Raw genomic sequence first — 20852 nt, 5'->3', positions numbered from 1 at the left:
GGGACGAAGACCTGGCCGCACCGGCTCACGCCGCAGCGGTGGGCGTACCAGCCAGTGCGTACCGGACGACCGGCCCGCGCGAAAGCGTGGCCCCGGGTGGCCTGCGCACGCCGTTTCCTACGCCCGAAGCGGCGATGCTCACACGTCAAGGTAGGCCTCCAAGCCGAGCAAGCCGCCCTCGCGGCCATACCCGGACTCCTTGTAGCCGCCGAAGGGAGAGGCGGGGTCGAACTTGTTGAACGTGTTGGCCCAGACCACACCGGCCCTGAGCTTGTCCGCCATCCACAGGATGCGCGAGCCCTTCTCAGTCCAGATGCCCGCGGACAGCCCATAGGGGGTGTTGTTGGCCTTCTCGACGGCCTCGGCAGGGGTACGGAAGGTCAGCACGGAGAGCACCGGGCCGAAGATCTCGTCCCTGGCGATCGTGTGCGACTGCGCCACGCCGGTGAAGATCGTCGGCGGGAACCAGAAACCCTTGTCCGGCAGCTCGCAGGCGGGCGACCAGCGAAGCGCCCCCTCCGACTCGCCGATCTCGGACAGCTCACGGATCTTGGCGAGCTGGTCGGCGGAGTTGATGGCGCCGACGTCGGTGTTCTTGTCCAGCGGGTCCCCGACCCGCAGCGTGCCGAGCCTGCGCTTGAGTGCGTCGAGCAGCTCGTCCTGGATCGACTCCTGCACCAGCAGCCGCGAGCCCGCGCAGCACACATGTCCCTGGTTGAAGAAGATGCCGTTGACGATGCCCTCGACCGCCTGGTCGAGGGCGGCGTCCTCGAACACGATGTTCGCGGCCTTGCCGCCCAGCTCCAGCGTCAGCTTCTTGTCGGTGCCCGCCACCGCGCGCGCGATGATCCGGCCGACCTCGGTGGAGCCGGTGAAGGCCACCTTGTTGACGTCGGGGTGCGCGACCACGGCTGCGCCGGTCTCGCCCGCGCCGGTCACGATGTTGACCACGCCCGGCGGCAGGTCGGCCTGCCGGCAGATGTCGGCGAACAACAACGCGGTCAGCGGCGTGGTCTCGGCCGGCTTGAGCACGACCGTGTTGCCGCAGGCCAGCGCGGGCGCGATCTTCCAGGCCAGCATGAGCAGGGGGAAGTTCCACGGAATGACCTGCCCGGCCACGCCCAGCGGCTTCCTTCCGAACCCGGCGTATTCCAGCTTGTCCGCCCAGCCCGCGTAGTAGAAGAAGTGCGCCGCGACCAGCGGCAGGTCGACGTCGCGCGACTCGCGGATCGGCTTGCCGTTGTCCAGCGACTCCAGCACCGCGAGCTCGCGGGCCCGCTCCTGGATGATGCGCGCGATGCGGAACAGGTATTTCGCCCGCTCGGCGCCGGGCAGCGCGCTCCAGACCCCGAACGCCTTACGCGCCGCCTGCACGGCCCGGTCCACGTCGTCGGACGTGGCGGTGGCGATCTCGGCCAGCTTCTCCTCGGTCGCCGGGTTGATCGTCTTGAACGTGGGGCCCGAGCCGTCCACGAACTCGCCGTTGATGAACAGTCCGTACGCCGGCTTGATGTCGACGACGTCGCGCGACTCGGGCGCGGGTGCGTACTCGAAGATCGCCATCATCAGTCCAGGGTGAAGTAGTCGGGACCGGCGTATCGCCCGGTGGCCAGCTTCTGGCGCTGCATCAGCAGGTCGTTGAGCAGCGACGAGGCGCCCAGCCTGAACCAGTCGGGCGTCAGCCAGTCGTCGCCGGCCGTCTCGTTGACCAGCACCAGGTTTTTGATCGCGTCCTTGGTGGTGCGGATGCCGCCCGCGGGCTTGACCCCCACCTGACGGCCCGTCGCGTCGCGGAAGTCGCGCACCGCCTCGAGCATGATCAGCGTGACGGGCGGCGTGGCCGCGGGGGACACCTTGCCCGTGGAGGTCTTGATGAAGTCGGCGCCCGCCAGCATCGCCAGCCACGACGCCCGCCGCACGTTGTCGTAGGTCGCCAGCTCGCCGGTCTCCAGGATCACCTTCAGGTGCGCCGCGCCGCACGCGGCCTTGACCGCGACGATCTCCTCGAAGACCTTCAGGTAGTCGCCGGACAGGAACGCCCCGCGATCGATCACCATGTCGATCTCGTCGGCGCCCGCGGCGACGGCCAGCGCCGTGTCGCTCACCTTGACCTCCAGCGACGAGCGCCCGCTGGGGAACGCGGTCGCCACCGAGGCCACCTTCACCCCCGACCCGCGCAGCGTCTCGGCGGCCACGGCGACCAGGTCGGGATAAACGCAGACGGCCGCCACCTTAGGGGCGTCGCCGCCGGGGCGCACGGCCTTGATGCACATCGCGCGCACCTTGCCTGCCGTGTCCGCGCCCTCGAGAGTGGTCAGGTCGACCATGGAAATGGCCAGGTCAATGGCCTTGGCTTTGGCGGTTGTCTTGATCGATCGGGTGCCGAGCATGGCCGCCCGCTGGTCTGCGCCGACCCGGTCGACGCCGGGCAGGCCGTGCAGGAATGCCCGTAGCGTCGCGCCGGACGCGGCTACGTCCGCGAGCGAAGTCGTCAAAGTTGACACCATCACAGCATCGCCGACCAGGGCCTCCTCCTCCAAACCGGACCACCTTAGGACGCCGTGCGGCCGGTCCTAGGTATGCCGAGCTGCTTCTACGCCCAGAGATAAGGCATCCACCCGATGTGGCGTACCTGGCCTTAGACCGACTCTTAAGGATGTCAGCAGACGAAAGAGGAGACAGAGTGATGAATCCCGAGATCGAATACGAGCTCATGAAGAGCCACATGAGCGAGCTGCGCAAGGCGGCGGCCGAGCACCGGCGCGCACGTGAGGCGGAGCGGGGCAACAAGTCCGAGCGCCGCTCAGTCTTCGGCAAGCGCCGTTCCTCATGACCGCCCCACGAGAGCCCGGCCACTACCTCCCTCGTGGCCGGGCCTCTATGCCTCCGTAGAACCCCTAAATGCGTCGAAAACCGTCTGTGAGGCATGACATGCTTGATGACATGCGGGGACGTTCTGTCAGTCCCGTCTTCGTCGGACGGGAGGAGGAGCTGGGGGCTCTCTCCGACAGCTTCGACGAGGCCAAAAAGGGCAAGGTGACAGCCGTCCTGCTCGGGGGCGAGGCCGGCGTCGGCAAGACCCGTTTGGTGCAGCGCTTCACCGAGCGCTGCGGCGCCGACGGCGCGCACGTGTTGTTCGGCGGGTGCGTGGAGTTGTCCACCGAGGGCCTGGCCTACGCGCCCTTCACCGCGGCGCTGCGGCAGCTCGTCAGGGAGCAGGGCCCCGCCGCGGTCGCCGGGTTACTCCCGGAGGGCGCCCAGCGCGACCTGGCCCGGCTGTTGCCCGAGTTCGGCGAGCCCAGCGGCGACGGCGAGACCGACACCGGCCGCGCGCGGCTCTTCGAGCAGTTCCTCACGCTGCTGGAACGTCTGGCCGACGCCCGCCCGACGGTCCTCGTCATCGAGGACATCCACTGGGCCGACCGCTCCAGCCGCGACCTCATCGCCTTCCTCAGCCGCAACCTGCACATTCCGCAGGTGCTGATCGTCATGACCTATCGCTCGGACGACCTGCACCGCCAGCACCCGCTCCGGCCGGTGCTGGCCGAGCTGGGCCGGGTGAACGGCGTGCACCGGCTCGACCTGCCCCGCCTGTCGCGCGACGAGGTCGCCCAGCAGATGACCGGGATCCTCGGCAAGGTCCCCGAATACAGCAGCGTCGAGAACGTCTACGAGCGCAGCGAGGGCATCCCGCTGTTCGTCGAGGCCATGCTGGAGAGCGGCGAGGACTGCACGTTCCCCGAGACCATGCAGGACCTGATACTCAACTCCGTCGAGCGGCTGCCCGAAGAGACCCAGCGGGTGCTGCGCATCGCCGCGGCCGGCGGCATCCGGGTCGGCCACGCGCTGCTGGCCGCCGTGAGCGGCCTGTCCGACGTCGAGCTGGAGAGCGCGCTGCGCCCGGCCATCGCGGGCAACGTCCTGCAGGTCGCCGACAACCGCGCGTACGTCTTCCGGCACTCGCTCATCCGCGAGGCCGTGCACGACGAGCTGCTGCCCGGCGAGCACCAGCGCCTGCACGCCAGGTTCGCCGAGGAGATCTCCAAGGACCGCACGCTCGTCCCGATGGGCCGTGCCCCCGTCGAGCTGGCCCATCACTGGTACGGCGCCCGCAACGACCTCTGGGCGCTGATCTCCGCGTGGGAGGCGGCGCAGAAGTCCTTCAAGGCGTTCGCCTACACCGAGGCCGTGCCCCTGCTCGAACGCGTGCTCATGCTCTGGGATCGGGTCCCCGACGCCGCCGAGCGCATCGGCGCCGACCACACTGCCGTGCTGGAGCGGGCCGCCGAGGCCGCGCAGGCCGGCGGCGAGGTCGACAAGGGCATGAAGTTCGTCAAGGCCGCCCTGTCCGAGCTGGACGAGACCCGCGAGCCGGGCCGCGTGGCACAGCTGATCGTCCGGCGGGCCGGGTTCAAGATGAACAAAGGCCAGATGGGCGTCATCGAGGAGTTCCGGCACGCCCTGCGGCTCGTCCCCGAGGACAGCCTCGACCGGGTCGAGGTCCTCACTCCACTGAGTCGGCACCTCATGCTGCGCGGGGAGACCGCCGAGGCGAGCGAGATCATCGCCGACGGCCTGCGCCTGGCCAGGGAGCACGGCGACCGGTGCCTCGAGGCCGACCTGCTGCTGAACCTGGCGCTCGGCCACTCGCTCAACGGCGAGCTCGAGTCCACCATCGCGGTCAACGAGCAGGCAATGGAGATCGGGAACCAGGAGCGCTCCGGCCGCATCATCACCCGGGCGATCGGCAACAACATCGACGCGCTGATCGACCTGGGCCGCGCGGACGAGGCCATACGCCTGTCCGAGCAGGGCTGGAAGATCGCCAAGGAGTACGGCAGGCTGCGCGGCAGCGGCCTGTTCATCAAGAACAACTGGGCCGAGGCGCTGGAGTCGGTCGGCCGCTGGGACGAGGCCATCGAGCTCGTCGAAGCCGCACTGAGCCATGGCCCCAACCTGCGCACCCGATACGCCCTGCTGCGGGTGCGCGCCGACATCGCCCTGGCCAGGGGCGAGCTGCAGCTGGTCGAGAGCCTCCTGTCCGAGATCGGCGTGCTCAAGGACCGCGCCGAGGACTTCGTCCAGGACATCACCAGCAACGCACGCCTGCGCATCGGCTGGCACCTGCTGCGGGGTGAGCCCGGCGCCGCGCTGACCGTGGCCGAGCAGGTGCTCGCCCTCCCCAAGCAGTCGTCCAAGGCCATGCTGGGCTGGCGGCTGCTCGCCCTGCTCCGCATCGTCTGCGACGCCGTCGAGACCATCGAGCCCGAACGGGCCGCGGCGGTCCGCGCGCACGCCGCCGCCGTGGCGGCCGAGCTGTCGGTGATCGGTCCTGTCGTGGATGCCTACCGGCTGTCCTACATCGGCGACTTCGACGCCGCAGCCGCCGGCTGGGAGCGGCTCAAGCGCCCGCACAACCAGGCCAAGGCCCTGTTCCGGGCGGCCGCGGCCGCCGCGCGGGCCGGCGACCGCGAGGGGGCGGCCGCCCGGCTGAAGGTGGCGCTTCCGCTGGCCCAGGCGCTGCGGGCCAACCCGCTGGTCGAGGAGATCGAGACGCTGTCGCGGCGGGTGGGCGGCGCGCCTGCCCAGGAATCGTCGGAGTTGCTGACACCGCGTGAGCTGGAGGTCCTGCGGCTGGTCACCCAGGGTAGAACCAACCGGGACATCGCCGCCGAGTTGTTCATCTCGGTCAAGACGGTCAGCGTGCACGTGTCGAACATCCTGGCCAAGCTCGGCGTCACGACCCGCGGAGAGGCGGCCGCCGCCGCCCACCGCCTGTCCTTGACCTCGTAGGGGTTCCTAGAGAAAAGCCTCCACCAGCAGGGCCACGCCGAAGACGGCGAAGGCCGCGGCGGCGCCGTACCGGATGATCTTCTCGGGGAGGTGCTTGCCCAGCAGGCGGCCGACGAGGATGGCCAGGGCGTCGGCCGCGACCATGCCGACGGTCGAGCCGATCCAGGTGCCGACCCAGCCGTGCTGTGTCGCGAGCGTGATCGTGGCCAGCATCGTCTTGTCGCCCAGCTCGCTCAGGAAGAACGCCACGGTCACCGCGATCAGGGCGTTCCTGGTAGTGCGCTGGGCCTTGCGCGACTCCTCCTCGGTCAGCTCGTCACCGCGCAGCGTCCACCCGGCGAAGCCGAGGAAGGCCAGCCCGGCCACGACCGCGATCGCGGTCGTGGGCAGCGCGTCCCCGATGAGGCCCCCGACGGCCACGCTCACCAGGTGCACGACGGTCGTGGCGATCGTGATGCCCAGGAGCACGGGCCAGGTCTTGAAACGGGTCGCGAACGTCATCGCCATGAGCTGGCTCTTGTCACCGAGTTCGGCCACGAAAATGACGGCGAGGCTGATCCAGAACGCTTCCAACGGTCCTCTTCCGCGCCACCAGGCCGGAAGCAGGCACCCGGGGAGTTTTCGGGCATGACTTCGGCCCGGCAGCGTCTTCATCCAGACGGCTGCCAGGCCGAAGGTCTCGTCCGCCCGTTGAAAGGCCCGCGTGACCGGGCGCGCGAACGCGCCAGTGTGTCGATCACACGATTGGGACTACTCCCCCTCGGCAATTCCAGAACACCATAACAGCCCCGCCGGGACGCCTATTCCCCCAAGGCGCAGCCGACCAGCACCGGCTCGTTGACCAGCGTGACGCCGAACTTCTCCCGCACCCCGTCCCGCACCTCACACGCCAGCGCGAGCAGCTCGGCGGTGGTGGCGGCTCCCGTGGGGTTGGTCAGGGCCAGAGTGTGCTTGGTGGAGATCCGTACGGGCCCGCGCTCATACCCCTTCGGAAAGCCCGCCTGCTCGATCAGCCACGCGGCGGGCACCTTGAGCGAGCCGTCGGGCATCTCCCAGCGCGGATGGCCGGGCGCCAGGGTCGCCAGCTCCGCCGCCTGCTCGGCGGTCAGGATCGGATTGGTGAAGAACGAGCCGGCGCTGCGGGTGTCAGGATCGTCCGGATCGAGCACCATGCCTTTGCCCCGCCGCAACCCCAGGACGGCCTCACGGGCCTGCGCCAGCGGCACCCGGTCGCCGAGCTCGACCCGTAGCAGCCCGGCCAGCTCCTTATAGGCCACAGGTCCTGACATTTCGGAAACCTTCAGCACGTACGTCACCGCCAGCACCACATACCGCGCCAGATCCCGCTTGAAGGCACTGTCACGGTAAGAGAACCCGCACTGCCGCGCCTCCAGATCCACCACCTGCCGGGTGCGGCGATCGTAAGCACGCACGCACCTGACGGTCTGGGAGACCTCCTGCCCGTACGCGCCGACGTTCTGGATGGGCGTGGACCCCACTAGCCCGGGAATGCCGGACATGCACTCGATGCCCGACCAGCCCTCCGCCACCGCGCGGGCCACGAACGGATCCCAGTCCTCGCCCGCTTCGACCGTGACCAGCACCTCATCGCCGTCACGTGAGACGGACACCCCGCTGGTCGCGACCTTGATGACGAGCCCGTCGAACCCCGCGTCCGCCACCACGACGTTGCTGCCTCCACCGAGCACCAGCGTGGGCACCGCGGTCATGTCGGCCTCGGCGATCAGGGACACGAGCTGCTCCGCCGTGGTGGCCTCGGCGAATTCGCGGGCGGGACCGCCCAGACGCAGCGTGGTGTACGGCGCGAGCATTTCCATGGGCACCTAGCTTATGAGGCGCTCAGCATGCGCAGCACCCCGTCATAGTTACGCCGCGACTCGCGCTCCTGGTAGTCGGCCGGGACGTCGTGCGTGCCGAGCCGCTCCACCGGCGGCGGCCCCGGAGGCACGACCAGCTCCCCCCGCAGGCCGAGCGACAGCTCCAGGTCCGCGTGGCGGCCGTAGTGGGCGTCCTCGGGCAGCGCACCGAGCGCGGCCGATCGGCGTACCGCCATGAGCTCGCCGGTCAGCGCCGGCACCCTGCCCGGGCCGGCCTCACGTCCGTCGGACGGGTCCACACCCCGCCACCCGGCGGCCACCGCCCCTTCCACGACGGCCGCGACCAGCGGGGTCAGCGCGTCGCCGCGGAGCACGAGCGAGGTCTCCATCAGCACGTGTACGTCCGACTCGTCCAGCCGCAGCAGTTTGGCCCGGCTCTCGCCCCAGGTCGCCGTGCCTCCTCGCCAGTGCGGCCGCTCGGCCACGTGCCAGACCGCGACGCGGTGCGGGTAGCGCTCGGCCAGGTCGTCCAGCACGTCACCGGCGCCGTCGAGGTTGCCCAGGTCGAGCGCGAGCACCTGCACGTCCGTGTGGTCGATCACCGACTGCACGCAGGTACGCACATCAGCGGGCCAGCCGTCGGCGAGCAGGCCCACCGTGGTCGTGATGTCCTTGATCTCCATGCGCTGCCGCTCGGCGTTGACGCCCAGGTCGTCGAGGCGGTTCGTGGCCAGTGCGGCGTCCCAGGTGCGCTGGGCGTGCAGCATCGCGTCGCCAGGGTCGCCCGTGTCGCCATGCTGGCCCGGGTCGCCGGAGAAGCCCAGCTCGGCGGCGGGGCTGGGGCGGGCGTGCGTGCCCGAGCCCGCCCGCGGCTTGGCCCCGGCCGTGCCCACCCCGGTCGCGGCGCCGCCCGTGGTGTCCCGTCCGGTCCCCGAACTACCCGCCACCTGCTCCAGGCGCGCGGGCCGCAGCCGCCCGGGCTGCTTGGCGTCGGTCACGGCGGAGACGGGGATCGACCGGACCGTGGGCCATACCTGTCGCGCAGCTTCACTCATAGGCACACGGGTACCCGAGAGCCACCGGACCTATCATCGCGCGTCAGGACAGCTGGACCACCGCGCGAGCCTTGGACAGCACCTTGGCCTCGGCCGACTTGGCCGTCAGGCCGATGACCACGCGCTTGTCCTGGAGCTTCTCCTCCACGACCCCGCTCACCGAGATCGTCGCCCCTTGATCGTCATCGGGCACGACCACCATCGACGAGAACCGCACGCCGAAGTCCAGCACCGCACCGGGATCCCCCACCCAGTCGGTGACGAACCGCCCGGCCTGCGCCATCGTGTACATCCCATGCGCGATCACATCAGGCAGCCCGACCATCTTGGCGAACCGCTCGTTCCAGTGGATCTGGTTGAAGTCCCCGGAAGCACCGGCGTACATCACCAGGTCGAGCCTGCGCACGTTGTAGTCCACGGCCGGGATCTCCTGCCCCACCTCGACCTCGTCGTACTTCACCGTGGCGCCCATCAGCCGGCCCCTCCACGCTCGACGATCGTGTTGTAGGTGACGCAGACCGGCTCGCCCTCGACGGTCGCGACGTCACTGCGCACCGTCAGCAGCTCGTTGCGCCCGGCGGTCCGGATGTCGGTGATCGTGGCGATGCTGACCAGCTGATCGCCGGCGTAGACGGGGCGTACGTACTCGAAACGCTGCTCGCCGTGGACCACCATCGCGAAGTTCAGCCCGAGATCCGGATCCACCAGCGCGTCGCCGCCGCTTTGCAGGCTGAACACGATGGGGAACGTCGGCGGCGCGATCACGTCGCGGTAACCGGCGGCCTGGGCGGCTTCTTTGTCGCGGTAGATCGGGTTGGCGTCGCCGATCGCGGCCGCGAACTCCCTGATCTTCACCCGGCTGACCTCGTAGGGGGCGCTGGGCGGGTAGGTCCTGCCCACGAAGTCACGGTTCAAGGCCATCAGTGCTCCCTCGCAATGTCCCTCGTCCGAGCGCTGCTGAGGCCGACGGTAACAGAACAAGGTTCGGCTGTCGCCGGTGATGCCTGCTCTTTACGCGATGCCGCGGCCGGGCCGACGCGCACCCGCGGGGTGAGGCGGGCACCGGCGTGCAGACACGACAAACCGGCGCCCACACCAGGACGCCGGTTGTGCGATATGAACGATGGAGAAGCCCCCGGAGAGCTATCGAGTCTCGCGGTGCGCGCGGTGCGTGCGGCAGTTGGGGCAGTATTTCTTCAGCTCAAGCCGATCCGGGTCGTTACGCCGGTTCTTCCGCGTGATGTAGTTGCGGTGCTTGCACTCCTGGCAGGCCAGCGTGATCTTCGGCCTAACGTCGGTGGCAGCCACTTGGGAGTGCCTTTCTACGTTCGGGACATGGACACGCCCATGCCCAGGCCTGCCGACCTGGGATTGGGCAGTAGCGGAGGCCGGACTTGAACCGGCGACACAACGATTATGAGCCGTTTGCTCTGCCTGACTGAGCTACTCCGCCTTGAGCCGGTATGGACCCGGCCTGTAGAGGATACCCGACGCAGGGAGCAGTTTCGTAACTCGCCCGATCGAGCAGGGTGCTCTCCGCAGTATGCCTCAGCAACCCCGAGAACCGAAATCCGAAAACAAGATACTACCTGCCGCCAATGACCCGGAGCGCCGCCGAGCAGCCGGTCAGACTCGGATGCCCGCCTTCCTCCACACCTTGAGCAGCCTGCGGGCCGAGCCGCCGATGGGGCCGACGGCCTCGTAGAGCACGTCGCGCGAGACCGGCTTGGCCTGCGCCACGGCGGTCACCGCGGCGTCCGCGGCGACGATCGTGTGCGAGCACACGCTCAGCAGGTAGCCGGGGATCTGCAGGCGCGGATCCGTGCAGCCCACCAAGGGGACGCCCACGGCGGCGACGACCGGGAACACCGTGCCCGGGATGCCGATGGCGGCCTCGGCCCGCGCCGACGCCTGGACCGAGGGAACGGAGCTGATCTCGTACCGCTCCCACAACGAGCGGTCCTCGCGCGGGTGCAGCCCCACCAGGATGTGCTTGCCGGCCGCCGCGAGCCGCTCGGCGGCGGCCAGGAGCAGCTCGGTGCCCGGGGCCGAGCCGCCGGTCTGGCTGGACCTGGTCACGCTGGTGAGCACCAGCACGGTGCCGGGTTCGGGGGTGTGCCGGGGCAGGTCGTCGGTCTGCGGCGTGCCCACGACCGTGATCGGGCGGCGCGTGCCCAGGTAGTCGTCGAACACCTTCGCCTCGGCCGGGGAGGACGCCGTGATCGCCCTGAGCCGGGAGCGGAATTCCGCCGCGCGGGGCGCCTCGACCGGGAGCTGGTATGCGAGCGAGCTGGCGATCATCGGCAGCCCGGGCAGCCGCGCGGCGCAGTCCGCGGGCCAGTCTCCCGCGCCCGTCACCACGAGCAGGTCCGCCGGCGGGATGCGGTCCGGTGTCGCCACCGTGACCGGGTCACCAGGCTTGATCCCGGACAGATCGGGCACCAGCTGCACGACCTCCCACCCCAGGCGGCGTGCCTCGGGCAGCAGGGGTGCCACGTGGTAGGTGCCCCAGGGCTCGTTGGTGGCGATCAGGACGCGGGGCGGCTTCCCGTTCGGCCGGGCGGCCGCGTGGGCCGCCGTGCCGCCCAGGACGGTGAGGCCCGTCGCGGACAGGGCGCCGGCGATGAGCGTACGCCGGGCGAGGCCGCGCTCCTTGACATCCGTGGTGTCATGAAATTTCACGAGATCGGAATCTAGGGGCCGGCCACGACCCGTCGATGAACACAGGATGTCGCCCGGGAGAACGAGGCAACCCGCTGGGTCGCGAGGAAGGCTCGAGAGCTAGCCAAGCCAGGCGCCCTTTCGGGCATTCCTGGTCCGAAAGGTGAGAAGGAAGCCCTCGAATGGCCTCATGACGATCTCAACGGTATCAGGCCGGGATCAGTTCGTGCAGGGTCCCAGGCGTGTACACCCGCGCGCCCGGCGGGAGATCGGCCGGAGCCTGCAGCCCGATGTAGGTGGTGCCCCCGGCCTGCTGCGAGCTCTTCGTCCGCAGCAGGCCGGCCAGATAGCGGACGCGCAGGTAGTCGCGTTCCACGATCGAGCGCACCAGCAGCGAGGCGGTGACCCGGTTGCCCTCCACCTGGTTGAAGCCGGGATGCCCCTTCAGGTAGAGATGCAGCCACTTCACCCGCCATGTGCCGTCGTCGCCGCGCAGGAAGACCAGGGGCAGCGCGATCCTGCCGGAGCCGCGCAGGTCGGACTTCATGCGTACGGTCCGCGGCTCGAACGGCCTGCCTTCCTGCGCGGCATCCCTGGTCATGTACCCGAAGAACGCCTCGGCGGCCTCGTCGAACCGTTCCCCGGCGTAGATGTTGACCTGCGGGATGATGATCGGCCGGGCCGCTTCGGCGAGACGGATGTTGATGAACTCCGACGCGCCGTCCGGCGCCTCGGTGAGGTCACCGGAGTACTCGGCGAAGCCGTTGGAGTAGTTCGTCCACGAGATGTGCGTAGGGTTGCCGTAGGAGGCGTCCAGCAGGAGAGCGGACAGGTCGTAGTCCGTGCGCCGCCGGGCCTGCCGCCAATGGACGAAGAACCTGAGCAATTCGCCGCCCACGGCCGACAGCGAGCCGCGCGGCAGCATGCCGAGCCCAGGCGCGACGGCCTTGCCGGATAACGGCAGTGCCACGTCGAGCACGTCAGGATCGACGATCAGCTCGCCCGGGTCGGGCAGGCGGCGGGCGATCTGCGTGTCCAGGATGTCCAGCGCCCGCGCGAGGACGTCCTCCTCCAGCGTCGATCGGGTGTCCGGGGTCGCCCACGCCCTGCCGTACCGGTTGGTGAAGACGCGGCCCGCGGTGGGGGCGAGCCGGTTCTGCAGGTGCTCGCGCAGGGACAGCAGGACACGGCCGGATGCACCGGCCGCGGCTCCCTCCGCGGCGTCCAGCACGGCCGACGCGGACAGGCCGGTCCGCAGCAGGTGGTCGAGGCGGCGCAGCAACGCGCCGGGCGCCCTCTCCAGCAGCCGGACGGCATCCGCGGTACGGCCCGCCGACAGGGCGGCCTCGACCCGGCTGTCGAAGCCGGCGGCCTCGCGTACGCCCCTGGCCACCTCGAAGACGTGGCCGGCCCGCGTCAGGTGCGGATAGTCATGGGGATGCAGCCGCTCGCCGAGCCGCTTCCACTGCTCGCGGTGGCGTGGCACGTCGCCGAGCTTGGCCGGAGTGGCGACCGCGTCCAGAGCCCGCAGGAGGGCGCGGCGCTCGGCGCGGCGGAAGGAGCGGAACCGGGCGGGCGCGGCCAGCGTGACATCGCCGCCGGAGCAGCCGCAGGCGAGCCGGAGCACGTCGGTGACCGTGTCCACGAGCAGCGGCCGGCCGGCGGCCAGCCGCACTTCGTTGACGATGGCGCGGTTCTCCCGCACCGGGATGCGCTCCGGCTCGTCGGCGCAGTACGACGCCAGCGAGCGCAACGCCGCCAGGTCCTCGGCGGCCGGCGGCGACTGCGAGCCCGCCAGCGAGAAGTAGAGCTCGCGTGCCTCCGCCTCCAGGCTTCCGCCCAGCTCCAGCACGGTCACCCGGTCGCCTGCCAGCGCGATCAGCTCAGCCTGCGCGGCCAGCAGGTCGGCGTAGGTGTGCTGGTAGCGGCCGTAGCCCGGCAGGGTCAGCAGGTTGAGCGTCTGCGGCTGGAGCCGCTCGGCGGCGACCGGGTCGAGCATGGTCTCACGCAGGAGGCCGGCCCAGAACTCCAGGGTGTCCGGCACGTTCTCGGGGAAGTCGATGAAGTACGCGTTGTGCTGGACATGGTCGCCCACCAGGCCGCGGACCGCCGCCAGGACGCGTACGCCGAGGTCCAGGACGGTCTCGCCGGGCAGCCCCGCCAGGCGTTCGAGCAGGGGCGCCGAGCACTTGAAGCCGACGCTCAGGAGCGCGGCGTCGAGCTGGCGGGCGGCCGCTTCTCCCCAGTCGGCGGGCGCGACGTCGGCGGGAGCGTCGATGGGAACTCGTAGCCGCCGGACGATGACGAGGCTTTCCAGAGTGCCCACTGACGCACCATATAGCCGACGCCTTCCCACCTTCTGCGGGTTTTCTGCCCCGCGATCACCAGCCGCGGCCGCGCCGGCGCCCCAGAACTGCACAAGCAGATGGAAGGCCGACCAGCCGCCGACGAATAGATCGTCAAATGCGAAACGCCCGGCACCAAGTAATCTTGGTCCAGGCGTCTTTCCTGTTCAGAGCGAGAGCCCCCAAACGGAATCGAACCGTTGACCTTCTCCTTACCATGGAGACGCTCTGCCGACTGAGCTATAGGGGCCTGTCCGTCGCTGCGGACAGGTGTAACCATACACGGCACTCAGCGATGATGCGAACTGGTGCCGGCCCTTACGATCTTCTCCGCCACCCGCCGCACGGGAAGCTCGATGATCTCGCACAGATCGGCCAAATCGACGTGTCTGGCCACCTCCGCCACGGAGGAGCAGTCCGCGACGACCCACCCGTGCCGGCGCACCCGCAGCACCTGCCGCCCGGCCCGCACGGCGCCCACGACCTCATAGCCGTCGAGCCCGACCCATCGCCTTTCCATAGCGGCACAGAGTAGCCGCAGGGTCTCTCAATTTTTTGCCGCCACAGGCGTTACAGCCATACCGAGTCGGCAGGTCGTCAGAACCGGTAGAAGCCCGCGAAGTCCTTCACCCGCGAGATGTCGTCGATCCGCACCACGGCTCCGGTCTCAGGCGCGTTCATCATCTTGCCCTGTCCCAGGTAGATGCCGACGTGGTGGGTTTTGACGGTTCTTTTGGTGATTTTTCCGAAGAAGACAAGATCGCCAGGTGCGGGCGCCGCGTCGACCCGCCGCATCCTCCGGACGTGATCATTGGTGTTCCCGGGCCCCAGCACGTCCTCTCCGTGCGCCAACGCGTACACCCACCGGGCGAACCCCGAGCAGTCGAGTCCGCGGGTCTTCGCGGCCGGGCAGGGTTTGATCCGGCCCTTGTAGCCCGTGCAGGTTCCCTTCGACGGCCCCGGCCGCTCCGCGTGGCCGCCGCCCCACGAGTACACGATGTCGCGCCGCTCGATCTCGTACGCGATCTGCACGATCCTCGGCAGCACGCGCGTGGCGAACGGCATGGAAGCCGTGGCGGTCAGCAGGATCAACACCGCCGCCACGGCTAACCGCCGCTTCATCCCGTCCCCCTCCAGCTGCTGTCGGGCTCCGGGATTTATCCTGCATTATCCGGCTTTAAGAGTGAGCTTCACCGAACCAACGGCGACGTTGATGCCGACCGTGCCCTTGGACGTGCGCGGCTTGGTGGTGAACGTGAACGTCACCTTCTTGCCGCGCGGCAGGTCCGCGATCGCGCAACGCACCGCCGTGCCGCTGTAGGTGCACCCCGGCGCCTTGATCACCCGCTGCCCGCCGAACGCCCGCCCGGACAGCTTGACGTTCGTGACGGGGTGCGGGCCGGTGTTGGCGACGGTGACCGTGTACGTCCTCCTGCTCTTCGCCGCCCCCGTCACCGACACCTCGGCCGGCGGGTTGGCCATGGCCTTGAGCTGGGATTCCGAGCCGTTGAACGCGTTACCGCCGCCGACCAGCGGCCCCTTGTCCGCCGACTGCCAGAAGGTGTGCTTCTTCCAGCTCTTCGGCAACTCCCCGGGATCGCTGCCCCACCGCGCGAGCCAGAGCGGGTTCGACGTGAACTTCGTGGAGTTGCCCGTGCAGGTCTGCCACCAGCTCGTCGTGGTGTAGATGATGGCGTGCCGGCCGGTTCGCGCCCGGTACCGCTTCGTGAAGTCCGTGAGCCAGCCGACCATGTCTTCCGTGGACAGGTCGTAACAGTTGTTCTTGCCGTTCCTGTCCTTGTAGGGGTTGTCCTCGATATCGAGCACCCCTTGCAACGTCTGGCCGTCGGCGATCCAGCTACCGCCGTTCTGGAGGAAATAATCGGCCTGCGTTACCCCATCGGATTCGTGCGGTTGCGCGAAGTGATATGCCCCCCGGAACAGCCCGGCCGCCGCGGCGCCGCCGAACTGGGCGTCGAATCGCGGGTTACGGTAGTTCGTCCCCTCGGTGGCATGGACGAACGCGAACTTGCCACCCCCGGAGGCGACGCCTGCCCAGTCGATGTCGCCGGTCCAATTGCTGACGTCGACCCCGGATACGCCGTCGGCCGCCTCGGCGACCCCGCCACCCAACCCCATCGCCGCGATTGCCGCGCATAACCAGACACGTTTCACGCCGGAGATCATTGCGGAGCTTGACACAATTCCGCAAGCCCGCTTCCTCCACGCCGCGGAACCGACGTCGAAATTTTCCGCCGCATTCGAAGAAACCGCACTTCAGAACCACAAAACTCGCGGTCGCCGGGATGTCACTCTGACGACGTTTCCGCAGGTGGGGGCCGTTTATGAACGTCACATTCGCGTTTGCCAAAGGCGATTTTGGCTGCGCAAACTTGGTTCGACTCTCAATCGAGCCCCGACCTGGGGTTTCTTCGCCATGCCCGCAGGAGGCCGACCATGATCCATGCCCGGGGCCTGACCCGAGTGTTCAAGCTCAAGAAGAAGGAGACCGTCGAGGCCGTCCGCGGCATCGACCTCGACGTCGAACCCGGCCAGCTCGTCGCGTTCCTCGGCCCGAACGGCGCGGGCAAGTCGACCACGCTGCGCATGCTCACCACCCTCCTGCCGCCCACCTCGGGCAGCGCCACGGTGGCCGGGCATGACGTGGCCAGGGACCCGACCGGCGTACGCTCCCGCATCGGCTACGTCGGCCAGCGCAACAGCGCGGGTGAGGACTTCCTCGCCCGCGACGAGCTGGTCACCCAGGGCCGCTGCTACGGCCTGCCCGTCAGGGAGGCGGCGGCCCGTGCCGACGAGCTGCTCGACCTGCTCGACCTGACGCCACTGGCCAAGCGCAGGCCGGGCACGCTCTCGGGCGGCCAGCGCCGCCGTCTCGACATCGCGCTCGGCCTCGTCCACCGCCCCGACCTGCTCTTCCTCGACGAGCCCTCGACCGGTCTCGACCCGAAGAGCCGCGCCGAGATCTGGCAGCACATCCTGCGGCTGCGGGAGACGTACGGGACGACGTTGTTCCTGACCACCCATTACCTGGAGGAGGCCGACAGCATGGCCGAGCGGGTGGTGATCATCGACAACGGCCGGATCATCGCGGACGGCACCTCGGAGCAGCTCAAGAACGACCTGGCCGGCGACCACATCACGCTCACCACCGGCACGGAGGAGGAGGCGCGGCGGGCCGCGGAGATGGGCGGCGGCACGGCGGAGGGCACGACCGTACGCCTGCGGGTCGCCAACGCGGCCGCCGCTCTGCCCGAGTGCCTGCGCACCCTGGACGCCGCCGGCCTCAAGGTCACCACGGCCGAGACCACCCGCCCGACCCTCGACGACGTGTTCCTCACTCTCACCGGGAGAAGCCTCACCGATGACGACATTCCTGCGTGACACCACCACCGTCTTCTCGCGCGAGTTCAAGCCCGCCTTCCGCAACCCCGTCGGACTGCTGTTCGAGATGGGGCAGCCGCTGCTGTTTCTGTTCCTGTTCGGGTCGCTGCTGGACGGGGCGGTCGGCTCGTCGTGGCAGTGGTTCGTGCCGGGGATCCTGGTCATGATGTGCCTGACGGGACCCATGTCCGCCGGTTACACGCTGCTGGTCGAGCTGATCGGCGGCTCGATGGAGCGCATGCTGGTCACGCCGCTGAACCGGACGGCGATGCTGGTGGGCAAGGCCATGAAGGCGATGATCGTCCTCCTGGCCCAGGCCGTGCTGATCGTCCTGCTGGCGCTGCCACTGGGCTTCGAGCTGCACACGGCGGGGGTGCTGGCCGCCCTGGCCCAGCTTGTGGTCTTCGGGGTCGGGCTGGGGGCGTTCTCGTTCGTCCTGGCCATCAAGTCGGCCCCAGGCGGCACGTTGTTCTACATCGTCAGCCAGTCGATCATATTCCCCCTGCTGCTCCTGTCGGGGGTGCTGCTGCCGCTGGAGACGGCCCCAACGTGGCTGCGCGCGATCGGGCAGGTCAACCCGGTGACGTACATCGTGGACGCCCAGCGATCCCTGTTCGCGGGCGACCTCGTCGACCCCTCGATCCTGTACGGCACCGCTTCCGCCTGCCTGATCGCCGCAGCCGGTCTCTACCTGGGCAACCGCGCCATGCGCCAGGGCGTCAACTGATCAGGGACTGATCGCCAGGAACACGAACGCCGCGAACAACACCAGGTGCACCCCGCTCTGCATGAGCGTCGCCCGGCCGGGCACGACGGTGAGCGTCGAGACCACAACGGTCAGGGCCAGCAGCACCATGTGAGTGCCGCCCAGGCCGAGCAGCAGCGGCCCTTCGAGCCAGATGGACGCCACCGCGATGGCCGGAATGGTCAGCCCGATGCTGGCCATCGCCGACCCGAGCGCCAGGTTCAGGCTGATCTGGACCTGGTCGCGCCGGGCCGCGTTGAGTGCGGCGATCGTCTCGGGCAGCAGCACCAGCAGCGCGATCACCACGCCCACGAAGGCCTGGGGCAGTCCGGCCGACGACACCGCCAGCTCGATGACCGGCGACTCGACCTTGGCCAGGCCGACGACCGACACGAGCGCGACCAGCAGCAGCCCGAGGCTGGTCAGCGCGGTGCGTTCGGACGGCCTGGGCGCGTGCTCCTCCGGGTCGAGGGGCGCGCCGTCCCTGGGGACGGGGAGGAAGTAGTCGCGGTGCCGTACGGTCTGCGTCACCACGAACAACCCGTACAGCGCCAGCGAGGCCACCGCCGCGAAGGCGAGCTGGGCGGGAGAGAACGCCGGCCCTTGCGCGCTCGTCGTGAACGTGGGCAGCACCAGGCTCAGCGTGCTGAGCGTCGCCACGGTGGCGAGCGCCTTCCCCGTGCCCTCGGCGTTGAACACCGCGATCCGCCGCTTCATCGACGCGGTGCGCGATGACCTCGGCGTGGTGCACGGCGGCCAGCACCGCCCCGGCCAGCAGAAGGGCCGCGACGATCGCGATCGCGACCGGCAGCTCGCGGCCCCAGGTGAGCCCCAGCACGAGCAGCGCCAGAGCGGGTATGAGAACGGTCCGCAACCTCGCAGCGTTACGGAGCATATACAGGGCGTTGTTCCCTTCTTTTGGAGGCGGAAAATGGTTTCACCCTGATAATGCCTTGACATCACGTTTTGGCGGGAATGAAGGTGACCTCGTGGCCCATGTGATCGCGACAAAGACCGTGCCCTGGATCCCCGTGGCGCACCGCCTCGACGTCATGCTCTCCCGGACCGTTCCGCCCGCGGCGAGCACCACATCGGCGTTCGCGTTCGTCGCGGACGGGCTCGGCAGGACCCTGATGACCTGCGTCGATCGGGAGGGGCGCGGCTGGGACATCCCGGGCGGCCACCTCGAGCCCGGCGAGAGCGCGATCGACGCGGTGGTCCGCGAACTGCACGAGGAAACCGGCCTGCGCCTGCCGGCTGCCGCGCTGTCGATCTTCGCCTGGCAGCGTATCGAGCTCTTCGACGCCCCGCCCGCCGACTACCGTTACGCGTCGCTCACGTATATGGCCATGTTCCGCGCCGTCCTGCGGGGCCCGGGTGCCCCGACCCGCCCGCCGGCCGGCTCTGAGAGCACCCGCGCCGAGTGGCTGCCACGCGCGGACATCGAGCGCCTCTGCGGGCCCCGTACGTGGCTGACGCTGCTAGAGCGCGCGGGCTCGCTCTAGGTCTTTGCCGCGGTAGAGATGCTCGGGAATGCTGGCCAATGTGGACGGATGGACCTGCGCGCCCAACCCGTAGAACTTCTGGAAGCTCATGATCAGCGGCCGCCAAGCATCGGGATCGATCCGATCAACCGTCCCGGCCATCCTGATCTCTTCGTGCACCCACACCCGCTGGACCCGCACCTCGAACGCCAGCGTCCCGCCGTCGTCCCCCACCGGATGCACGGCCTCGACCACGGCCTCCATGCTGACCGGGCACTCGGCCACCCGCGGCGGCGCCACCGTCTCGGAAGGCGTGGCGGTCAGCCCGGCCCGCTGGAACTTGTCCGGCACGTACCGATATCCCCGCTCCCACTTGGAGTCCGGAACGGGATGGGCGCCGGTGGTGAGCGCCAGCCGGTCAACGGCGGTGGCGAGCGCGTCGGAGGGCAGGTTCAGGACGCATTCCCGCGTCCTGACCAAGTTGTGAGCCGTCTTGGCCCGTGAACCCAGGCCCAGCATGCCCCGCCAGCCGAGCCAGAAGGCCGACGACATGGGGGCCAGGTTGGGGGTGCCGTCCTCGTTCATGGAGGAGAGCAACACCACGGGCGTGCCGAAGTAGAGAATGTTGGGCTCGATCCTGGCATGCGGGTCCGCGTCCACGAAAATGCTCATGCGGATCAGTGTCGTGGCGCGTCAGGGGGGCCGCTGGCGGGTATCGGACCGCTCAACGGCGGCTCCGGACGCGGGCGCTCAGGGCCGCTTTGACCTCCGGCCACTCATCGGCGATCACGGAGAAGACGGCCGAGTCCCGCACCTTTCCTTCCTCACCCGGCGCCCACGAGGGTGACCAATTCCGCAGCACGCCTTCGAACCTGGCGCCGAGGCGCTCGATCGCCCGCCGCGAGCGTGCGTTCCTGGCATCGGTCTTGAGATCGACCCGCACCACCCCGAGCGCCTCGAACGCGTGGGTGAACAGCAGCAGCTTGGCCTCGGCGTTGATCCCCGTGCCCTGCGCCGAGGCCGCCAGCCACGTCCAGCCCACTTCGATGGCCCGCAGCTCGTCCCGCCCCGGCCAGCTCCGAGGATCCCAGAACCCCGTACATCCGACGGCCCTGCCGTCCGCCACCCGCACCTGCGCGAACGGCGTCAGCCCCGCACGCTCCCACTGGTCCCGCAGGTACGCCTCGATGTCCGCGCCTCGGGGCACCAGGGTGAACGTGTAGGCGGAGCGATCCTCCTCCGCCGCCCACGCCAGATCCGCCGCATGCCGCATCGCCAGCGGCTCCAACCTGACCAGCGATCCGCGCAGCACGGGGACATCGAGTGGCAGGCTCATCGAAACCCTCCTCATCGTTCCTGGCGTTGGCACCTTGCCGCTTCGGGCAGGTTGCCGGACCGTCACCGGGCCAGGTCCCTCAGATCCTCTGGATGACTATCGGTGCGGAGATGATGCCCGACTCCAGGGAGGGCCGTCAACGCGACGCTTCTGGCGGAGCCGGGCAGCTCGGCGCCGTTCAGCAGCCGTCGCC

21 protein-coding genes, 2 tRNA genes and 1 riboswitch are annotated in these 20852 nt (G+C 69.4%); of the genes, 5 read left to right on the top strand and 18 right to left on the bottom strand.

Features of this window, described 5'->3' with window-relative positions; translation table 11 throughout:
* Positions 1-138: 138 nt before the first annotated feature.
* Positions 139-1566 carry an aldehyde dehydrogenase family protein gene (locus ACTWQA_RS51140; protein WP_443166078.1) on the bottom strand — a complete coding sequence of 476 codons (1428 nt, stop codon included), beginning with the start codon at positions 1564-1566 and terminating at the stop codon, positions 139-141.
* Positions 1566-2507: a deoxyribose-phosphate aldolase gene (gene deoC, locus ACTWQA_RS51135; protein ID WP_305915127.1), complete on the bottom strand. Its 942-nt coding sequence runs from the start codon at positions 2505-2507 to the stop codon at positions 1566-1568. The genes ACTWQA_RS51140 and deoC overlap by 1 nt, the downstream gene beginning before the upstream one ends.
* 179 nt (positions 2508-2686) lie before the next feature.
* On the opposite strand from deoC, the gene ACTWQA_RS51130 reads away from it, so the two are divergent.
* Both ACTWQA_RS51130 and ACTWQA_RS51125 read left to right on the top strand, forming a co-directional pair.
* A complete protein-coding gene (locus ACTWQA_RS51130) occupies positions 2687-2833 on the top strand; it encodes a hypothetical protein (protein ID WP_327585990.1) in 147 nt (48 codons plus the stop codon).
* Positions 2834-2943: 110 nt separating this feature from the next.
* Positions 2944-5793, top strand: a complete 2850-nt coding sequence (locus ACTWQA_RS51125; protein WP_443166077.1) for a helix-turn-helix transcriptional regulator — start codon at positions 2944-2946, stop codon at positions 5791-5793.
* Positions 5794-5799: 6 nt separating this feature from the next.
* Here the strand turns inward: ACTWQA_RS51125 and ACTWQA_RS51120 are convergent, their stop codons facing one another.
* From ACTWQA_RS51120 to ACTWQA_RS51060, 13 genes are all read right to left on the bottom strand, one after another.
* Positions 5800-6366 (bottom strand): TMEM165/GDT1 family protein, encoded by a 567-nt coding sequence (locus ACTWQA_RS51120; RefSeq protein ID WP_443166076.1) that lies wholly within the window; start codon positions 6364-6366, stop codon positions 5800-5802.
* 227 nt (positions 6367-6593) lie between these two features.
* Entirely contained in the window at positions 6594-7631 is a 1038-nt protein-coding gene (locus ACTWQA_RS51115) for a UDP-N-acetylmuramate dehydrogenase (RefSeq protein ID WP_443166075.1), read from the bottom strand.
* Between the two features lie 11 nt (positions 7632-7642).
* The gene (locus ACTWQA_RS51110) at positions 7643-8686 is read right to left on the bottom strand and encodes a hypothetical protein (protein ID WP_443166074.1); all 1044 of its coding nucleotides are present in this window, start codon (positions 8684-8686) and stop codon (positions 7643-7645) included.
* Positions 8687-8729: 43 nt separating this feature from the next.
* Positions 8730-9158 (bottom strand): MaoC family dehydratase, encoded by a 429-nt coding sequence (locus ACTWQA_RS51105; RefSeq protein WP_305914821.1) that lies wholly within the window; start codon positions 9156-9158, stop codon positions 8730-8732.
* The gene (locus ACTWQA_RS51100) at positions 9158-9607 is read right to left on the bottom strand and encodes a MaoC family dehydratase N-terminal domain-containing protein (RefSeq protein WP_443166073.1); all 450 of its coding nucleotides are present in this window, start codon (positions 9605-9607) and stop codon (positions 9158-9160) included. Before ACTWQA_RS51100 ends, ACTWQA_RS51105 begins: the two co-directional genes overlap by 1 nt.
* Positions 9608-9829: 222 nt before the next feature.
* Positions 9830-9994 carry a 50S ribosomal protein L33 gene (gene rpmG / locus ACTWQA_RS51095; RefSeq protein WP_101786011.1) on the bottom strand — a complete coding sequence of 55 codons (165 nt, stop codon included), beginning with the start codon at positions 9992-9994 and terminating at the stop codon, positions 9830-9832.
* A 71-nt stretch (positions 9995-10065) separates the two neighbouring features.
* A tRNA-Met gene (locus ACTWQA_RS51090) sits at positions 10066-10139 on the bottom strand.
* A 173-nt stretch (positions 10140-10312) separates the two neighbouring features.
* Positions 10313-11368, bottom strand: coding sequence for a hypothetical protein (locus ACTWQA_RS51085; RefSeq protein WP_443166072.1), 1056 nt, complete (start codon positions 11366-11368; stop codon positions 10313-10315).
* Positions 11369-11555: 187 nt separating this feature from the next.
* On the bottom strand, positions 11556-13673 hold the full coding sequence (locus ACTWQA_RS51080) for a hypothetical protein (RefSeq protein WP_443166071.1): 2118 nt from the start codon (positions 13671-13673) through the stop codon (positions 11556-11558).
* Between the two features lie 196 nt (positions 13674-13869).
* Positions 13870-13942, bottom strand: a tRNA-Thr gene (locus ACTWQA_RS51075).
* Between the two features lie 39 nt (positions 13943-13981).
* On the bottom strand, positions 13982-14212 hold the full coding sequence (locus tag ACTWQA_RS51070) for a transposase (protein WP_443166070.1): 231 nt from the start codon (positions 14210-14212) through the stop codon (positions 13982-13984).
* 77 nt (positions 14213-14289) lie between these two features.
* On the bottom strand, positions 14290-14814 hold the full coding sequence (locus ACTWQA_RS51065) for a C40 family peptidase (RefSeq protein WP_443166069.1): 525 nt from the start codon (positions 14812-14814) through the stop codon (positions 14290-14292).
* 45 nt (positions 14815-14859) lie between these two features.
* Positions 14860-15867: a GH25 family lysozyme gene (locus ACTWQA_RS51060; RefSeq protein WP_443166068.1), complete on the bottom strand. Its 1008-nt coding sequence runs from the start codon at positions 15865-15867 to the stop codon at positions 14860-14862.
* Between the two features lie 282 nt (positions 15868-16149).
* Between ACTWQA_RS51060 and ACTWQA_RS51055 the strand changes: the two genes are divergently transcribed.
* On the top strand, positions 16150-17094 hold the full coding sequence (locus tag ACTWQA_RS51055; protein ID WP_443166067.1) for an ATP-binding cassette domain-containing protein: 945 nt from the start codon (positions 16150-16152) through the stop codon (positions 17092-17094).
* Positions 17075-17821, top strand: a complete 747-nt coding sequence (locus tag ACTWQA_RS51050; RefSeq protein WP_443166066.1) for an ABC transporter permease — start codon at positions 17075-17077, stop codon at positions 17819-17821. Before ACTWQA_RS51055 ends, ACTWQA_RS51050 begins: the two co-directional genes overlap by 20 nt.
* Here the strand turns inward: ACTWQA_RS51050 and ACTWQA_RS51045 are convergent, their stop codons facing one another.
* A complete protein-coding gene (locus tag ACTWQA_RS51045) occupies positions 17822-18556 on the bottom strand; it encodes a calcium:proton antiporter (protein ID WP_443166065.1) in 735 nt (244 codons plus the stop codon). It lies immediately after the preceding gene.
* Between the two features lie 272 nt (positions 18557-18828).
* Between ACTWQA_RS51045 and ACTWQA_RS51040 the strand changes: the two genes are divergently transcribed.
* Complete coding sequence (locus ACTWQA_RS51040) at positions 18829-19344, top strand: NUDIX domain-containing protein (RefSeq protein ID WP_443166064.1); 516 nt, start codon at positions 18829-18831, stop codon at positions 19342-19344.
* On the opposite strand, the gene ACTWQA_RS51035 is transcribed toward ACTWQA_RS51040, so the two are convergent.
* The gene (locus tag ACTWQA_RS51035) at positions 19321-19995 is read right to left on the bottom strand and encodes a flavin reductase family protein (protein WP_443166063.1); all 675 of its coding nucleotides are present in this window, start codon (positions 19993-19995) and stop codon (positions 19321-19323) included. The two genes, ACTWQA_RS51040 and ACTWQA_RS51035, sit on opposite strands and share 24 nt — an antisense overlap.
* A 52-nt stretch (positions 19996-20047) precedes the next feature.
* Positions 20048-20659: a GNAT family N-acetyltransferase gene (locus ACTWQA_RS51030; RefSeq protein ID WP_443166062.1), complete on the bottom strand. Its 612-nt coding sequence runs from the start codon at positions 20657-20659 to the stop codon at positions 20048-20050.
* Positions 20660-20667: 8 nt separating this feature from the next.
* Positions 20668-20758: riboswitch (SAM riboswitch) on the bottom strand.
* Positions 20759-20852: the final 94 nt, after the last annotated feature.

It is taken from the genome of Nonomuraea sp. 10N515B, assembly GCF_052245915.1.
Classification (GTDB): Bacteria; Actinomycetota; Actinomycetes; order Streptosporangiales; family Streptosporangiaceae; genus Nonomuraea.
This window is presented reverse-complemented; position numbering and strand designations above follow the sequence as displayed.

Coding starts and splice junctions, on each gene's coding strand:
- ACTWQA_RS51140 (WP_443166078.1), bottom strand. CDS start 1,566: ATGATGGCGATCTTCGAGTACGCACCCGCGCCCGAGTCGCGCGACGTC.
- deoC (WP_305915127.1), bottom strand. CDS start 2,507: ATGGTGTCAACTTTGACGACTTCGCTCGCGGACGTAGCCGCGTCCGGC.
- ACTWQA_RS51130 (WP_327585990.1), top strand. CDS start 2,687: ATGAATCCCGAGATCGAATACGAGCTCATGAAGAGCCACATGAGCGAG.
- ACTWQA_RS51125 (WP_443166077.1), top strand. CDS start 2,944: ATGCGGGGACGTTCTGTCAGTCCCGTCTTCGTCGGACGGGAGGAGGAG.
- ACTWQA_RS51115 (WP_443166075.1), bottom strand. CDS start 7,631: ATGGAAATGCTCGCGCCGTACACCACGCTGCGTCTGGGCGGTCCCGCC.
- ACTWQA_RS51110 (WP_443166074.1), bottom strand. CDS start 8,686: ATGAGTGAAGCTGCGCGACAGGTATGGCCCACGGTCCGGTCGATCCCC.
- ACTWQA_RS51105 (WP_305914821.1), bottom strand. CDS start 9,158: ATGGGCGCCACGGTGAAGTACGACGAGGTCGAGGTGGGGCAGGAGATC.
- ACTWQA_RS51100 (WP_443166073.1), bottom strand. CDS start 9,607: ATGGCCTTGAACCGTGACTTCGTGGGCAGGACCTACCCGCCCAGCGCC.
- ACTWQA_RS51070 (WP_443166070.1), bottom strand. CDS start 14,212: ATGGAAAGGCGATGGGTCGGGCTCGACGGCTATGAGGTCGTGGGCGCC.
- ACTWQA_RS51065 (WP_443166069.1), bottom strand. CDS start 14,814: ATGAAGCGGCGGTTAGCCGTGGCGGCGGTGTTGATCCTGCTGACCGCC.
- ACTWQA_RS51055 (WP_443166067.1), top strand. CDS start 16,150: ATGATCCATGCCCGGGGCCTGACCCGAGTGTTCAAGCTCAAGAAGAAG.
- ACTWQA_RS51050 (WP_443166066.1), top strand. CDS start 17,075: ATGACGACATTCCTGCGTGACACCACCACCGTCTTCTCGCGCGAGTTC.
- ACTWQA_RS51045 (WP_443166065.1), bottom strand. CDS start 18,556: ATGAAGCGGCGGATCGCGGTGTTCAACGCCGAGGGCACGGGGAAGGCG.
- ACTWQA_RS51035 (WP_443166063.1), bottom strand. CDS start 19,995: ATGAGCATTTTCGTGGACGCGGACCCGCATGCCAGGATCGAGCCCAAC.
- ACTWQA_RS51030 (WP_443166062.1), bottom strand. CDS start 20,659: ATGAGCCTGCCACTCGATGTCCCCGTGCTGCGCGGATCGCTGGTCAGG.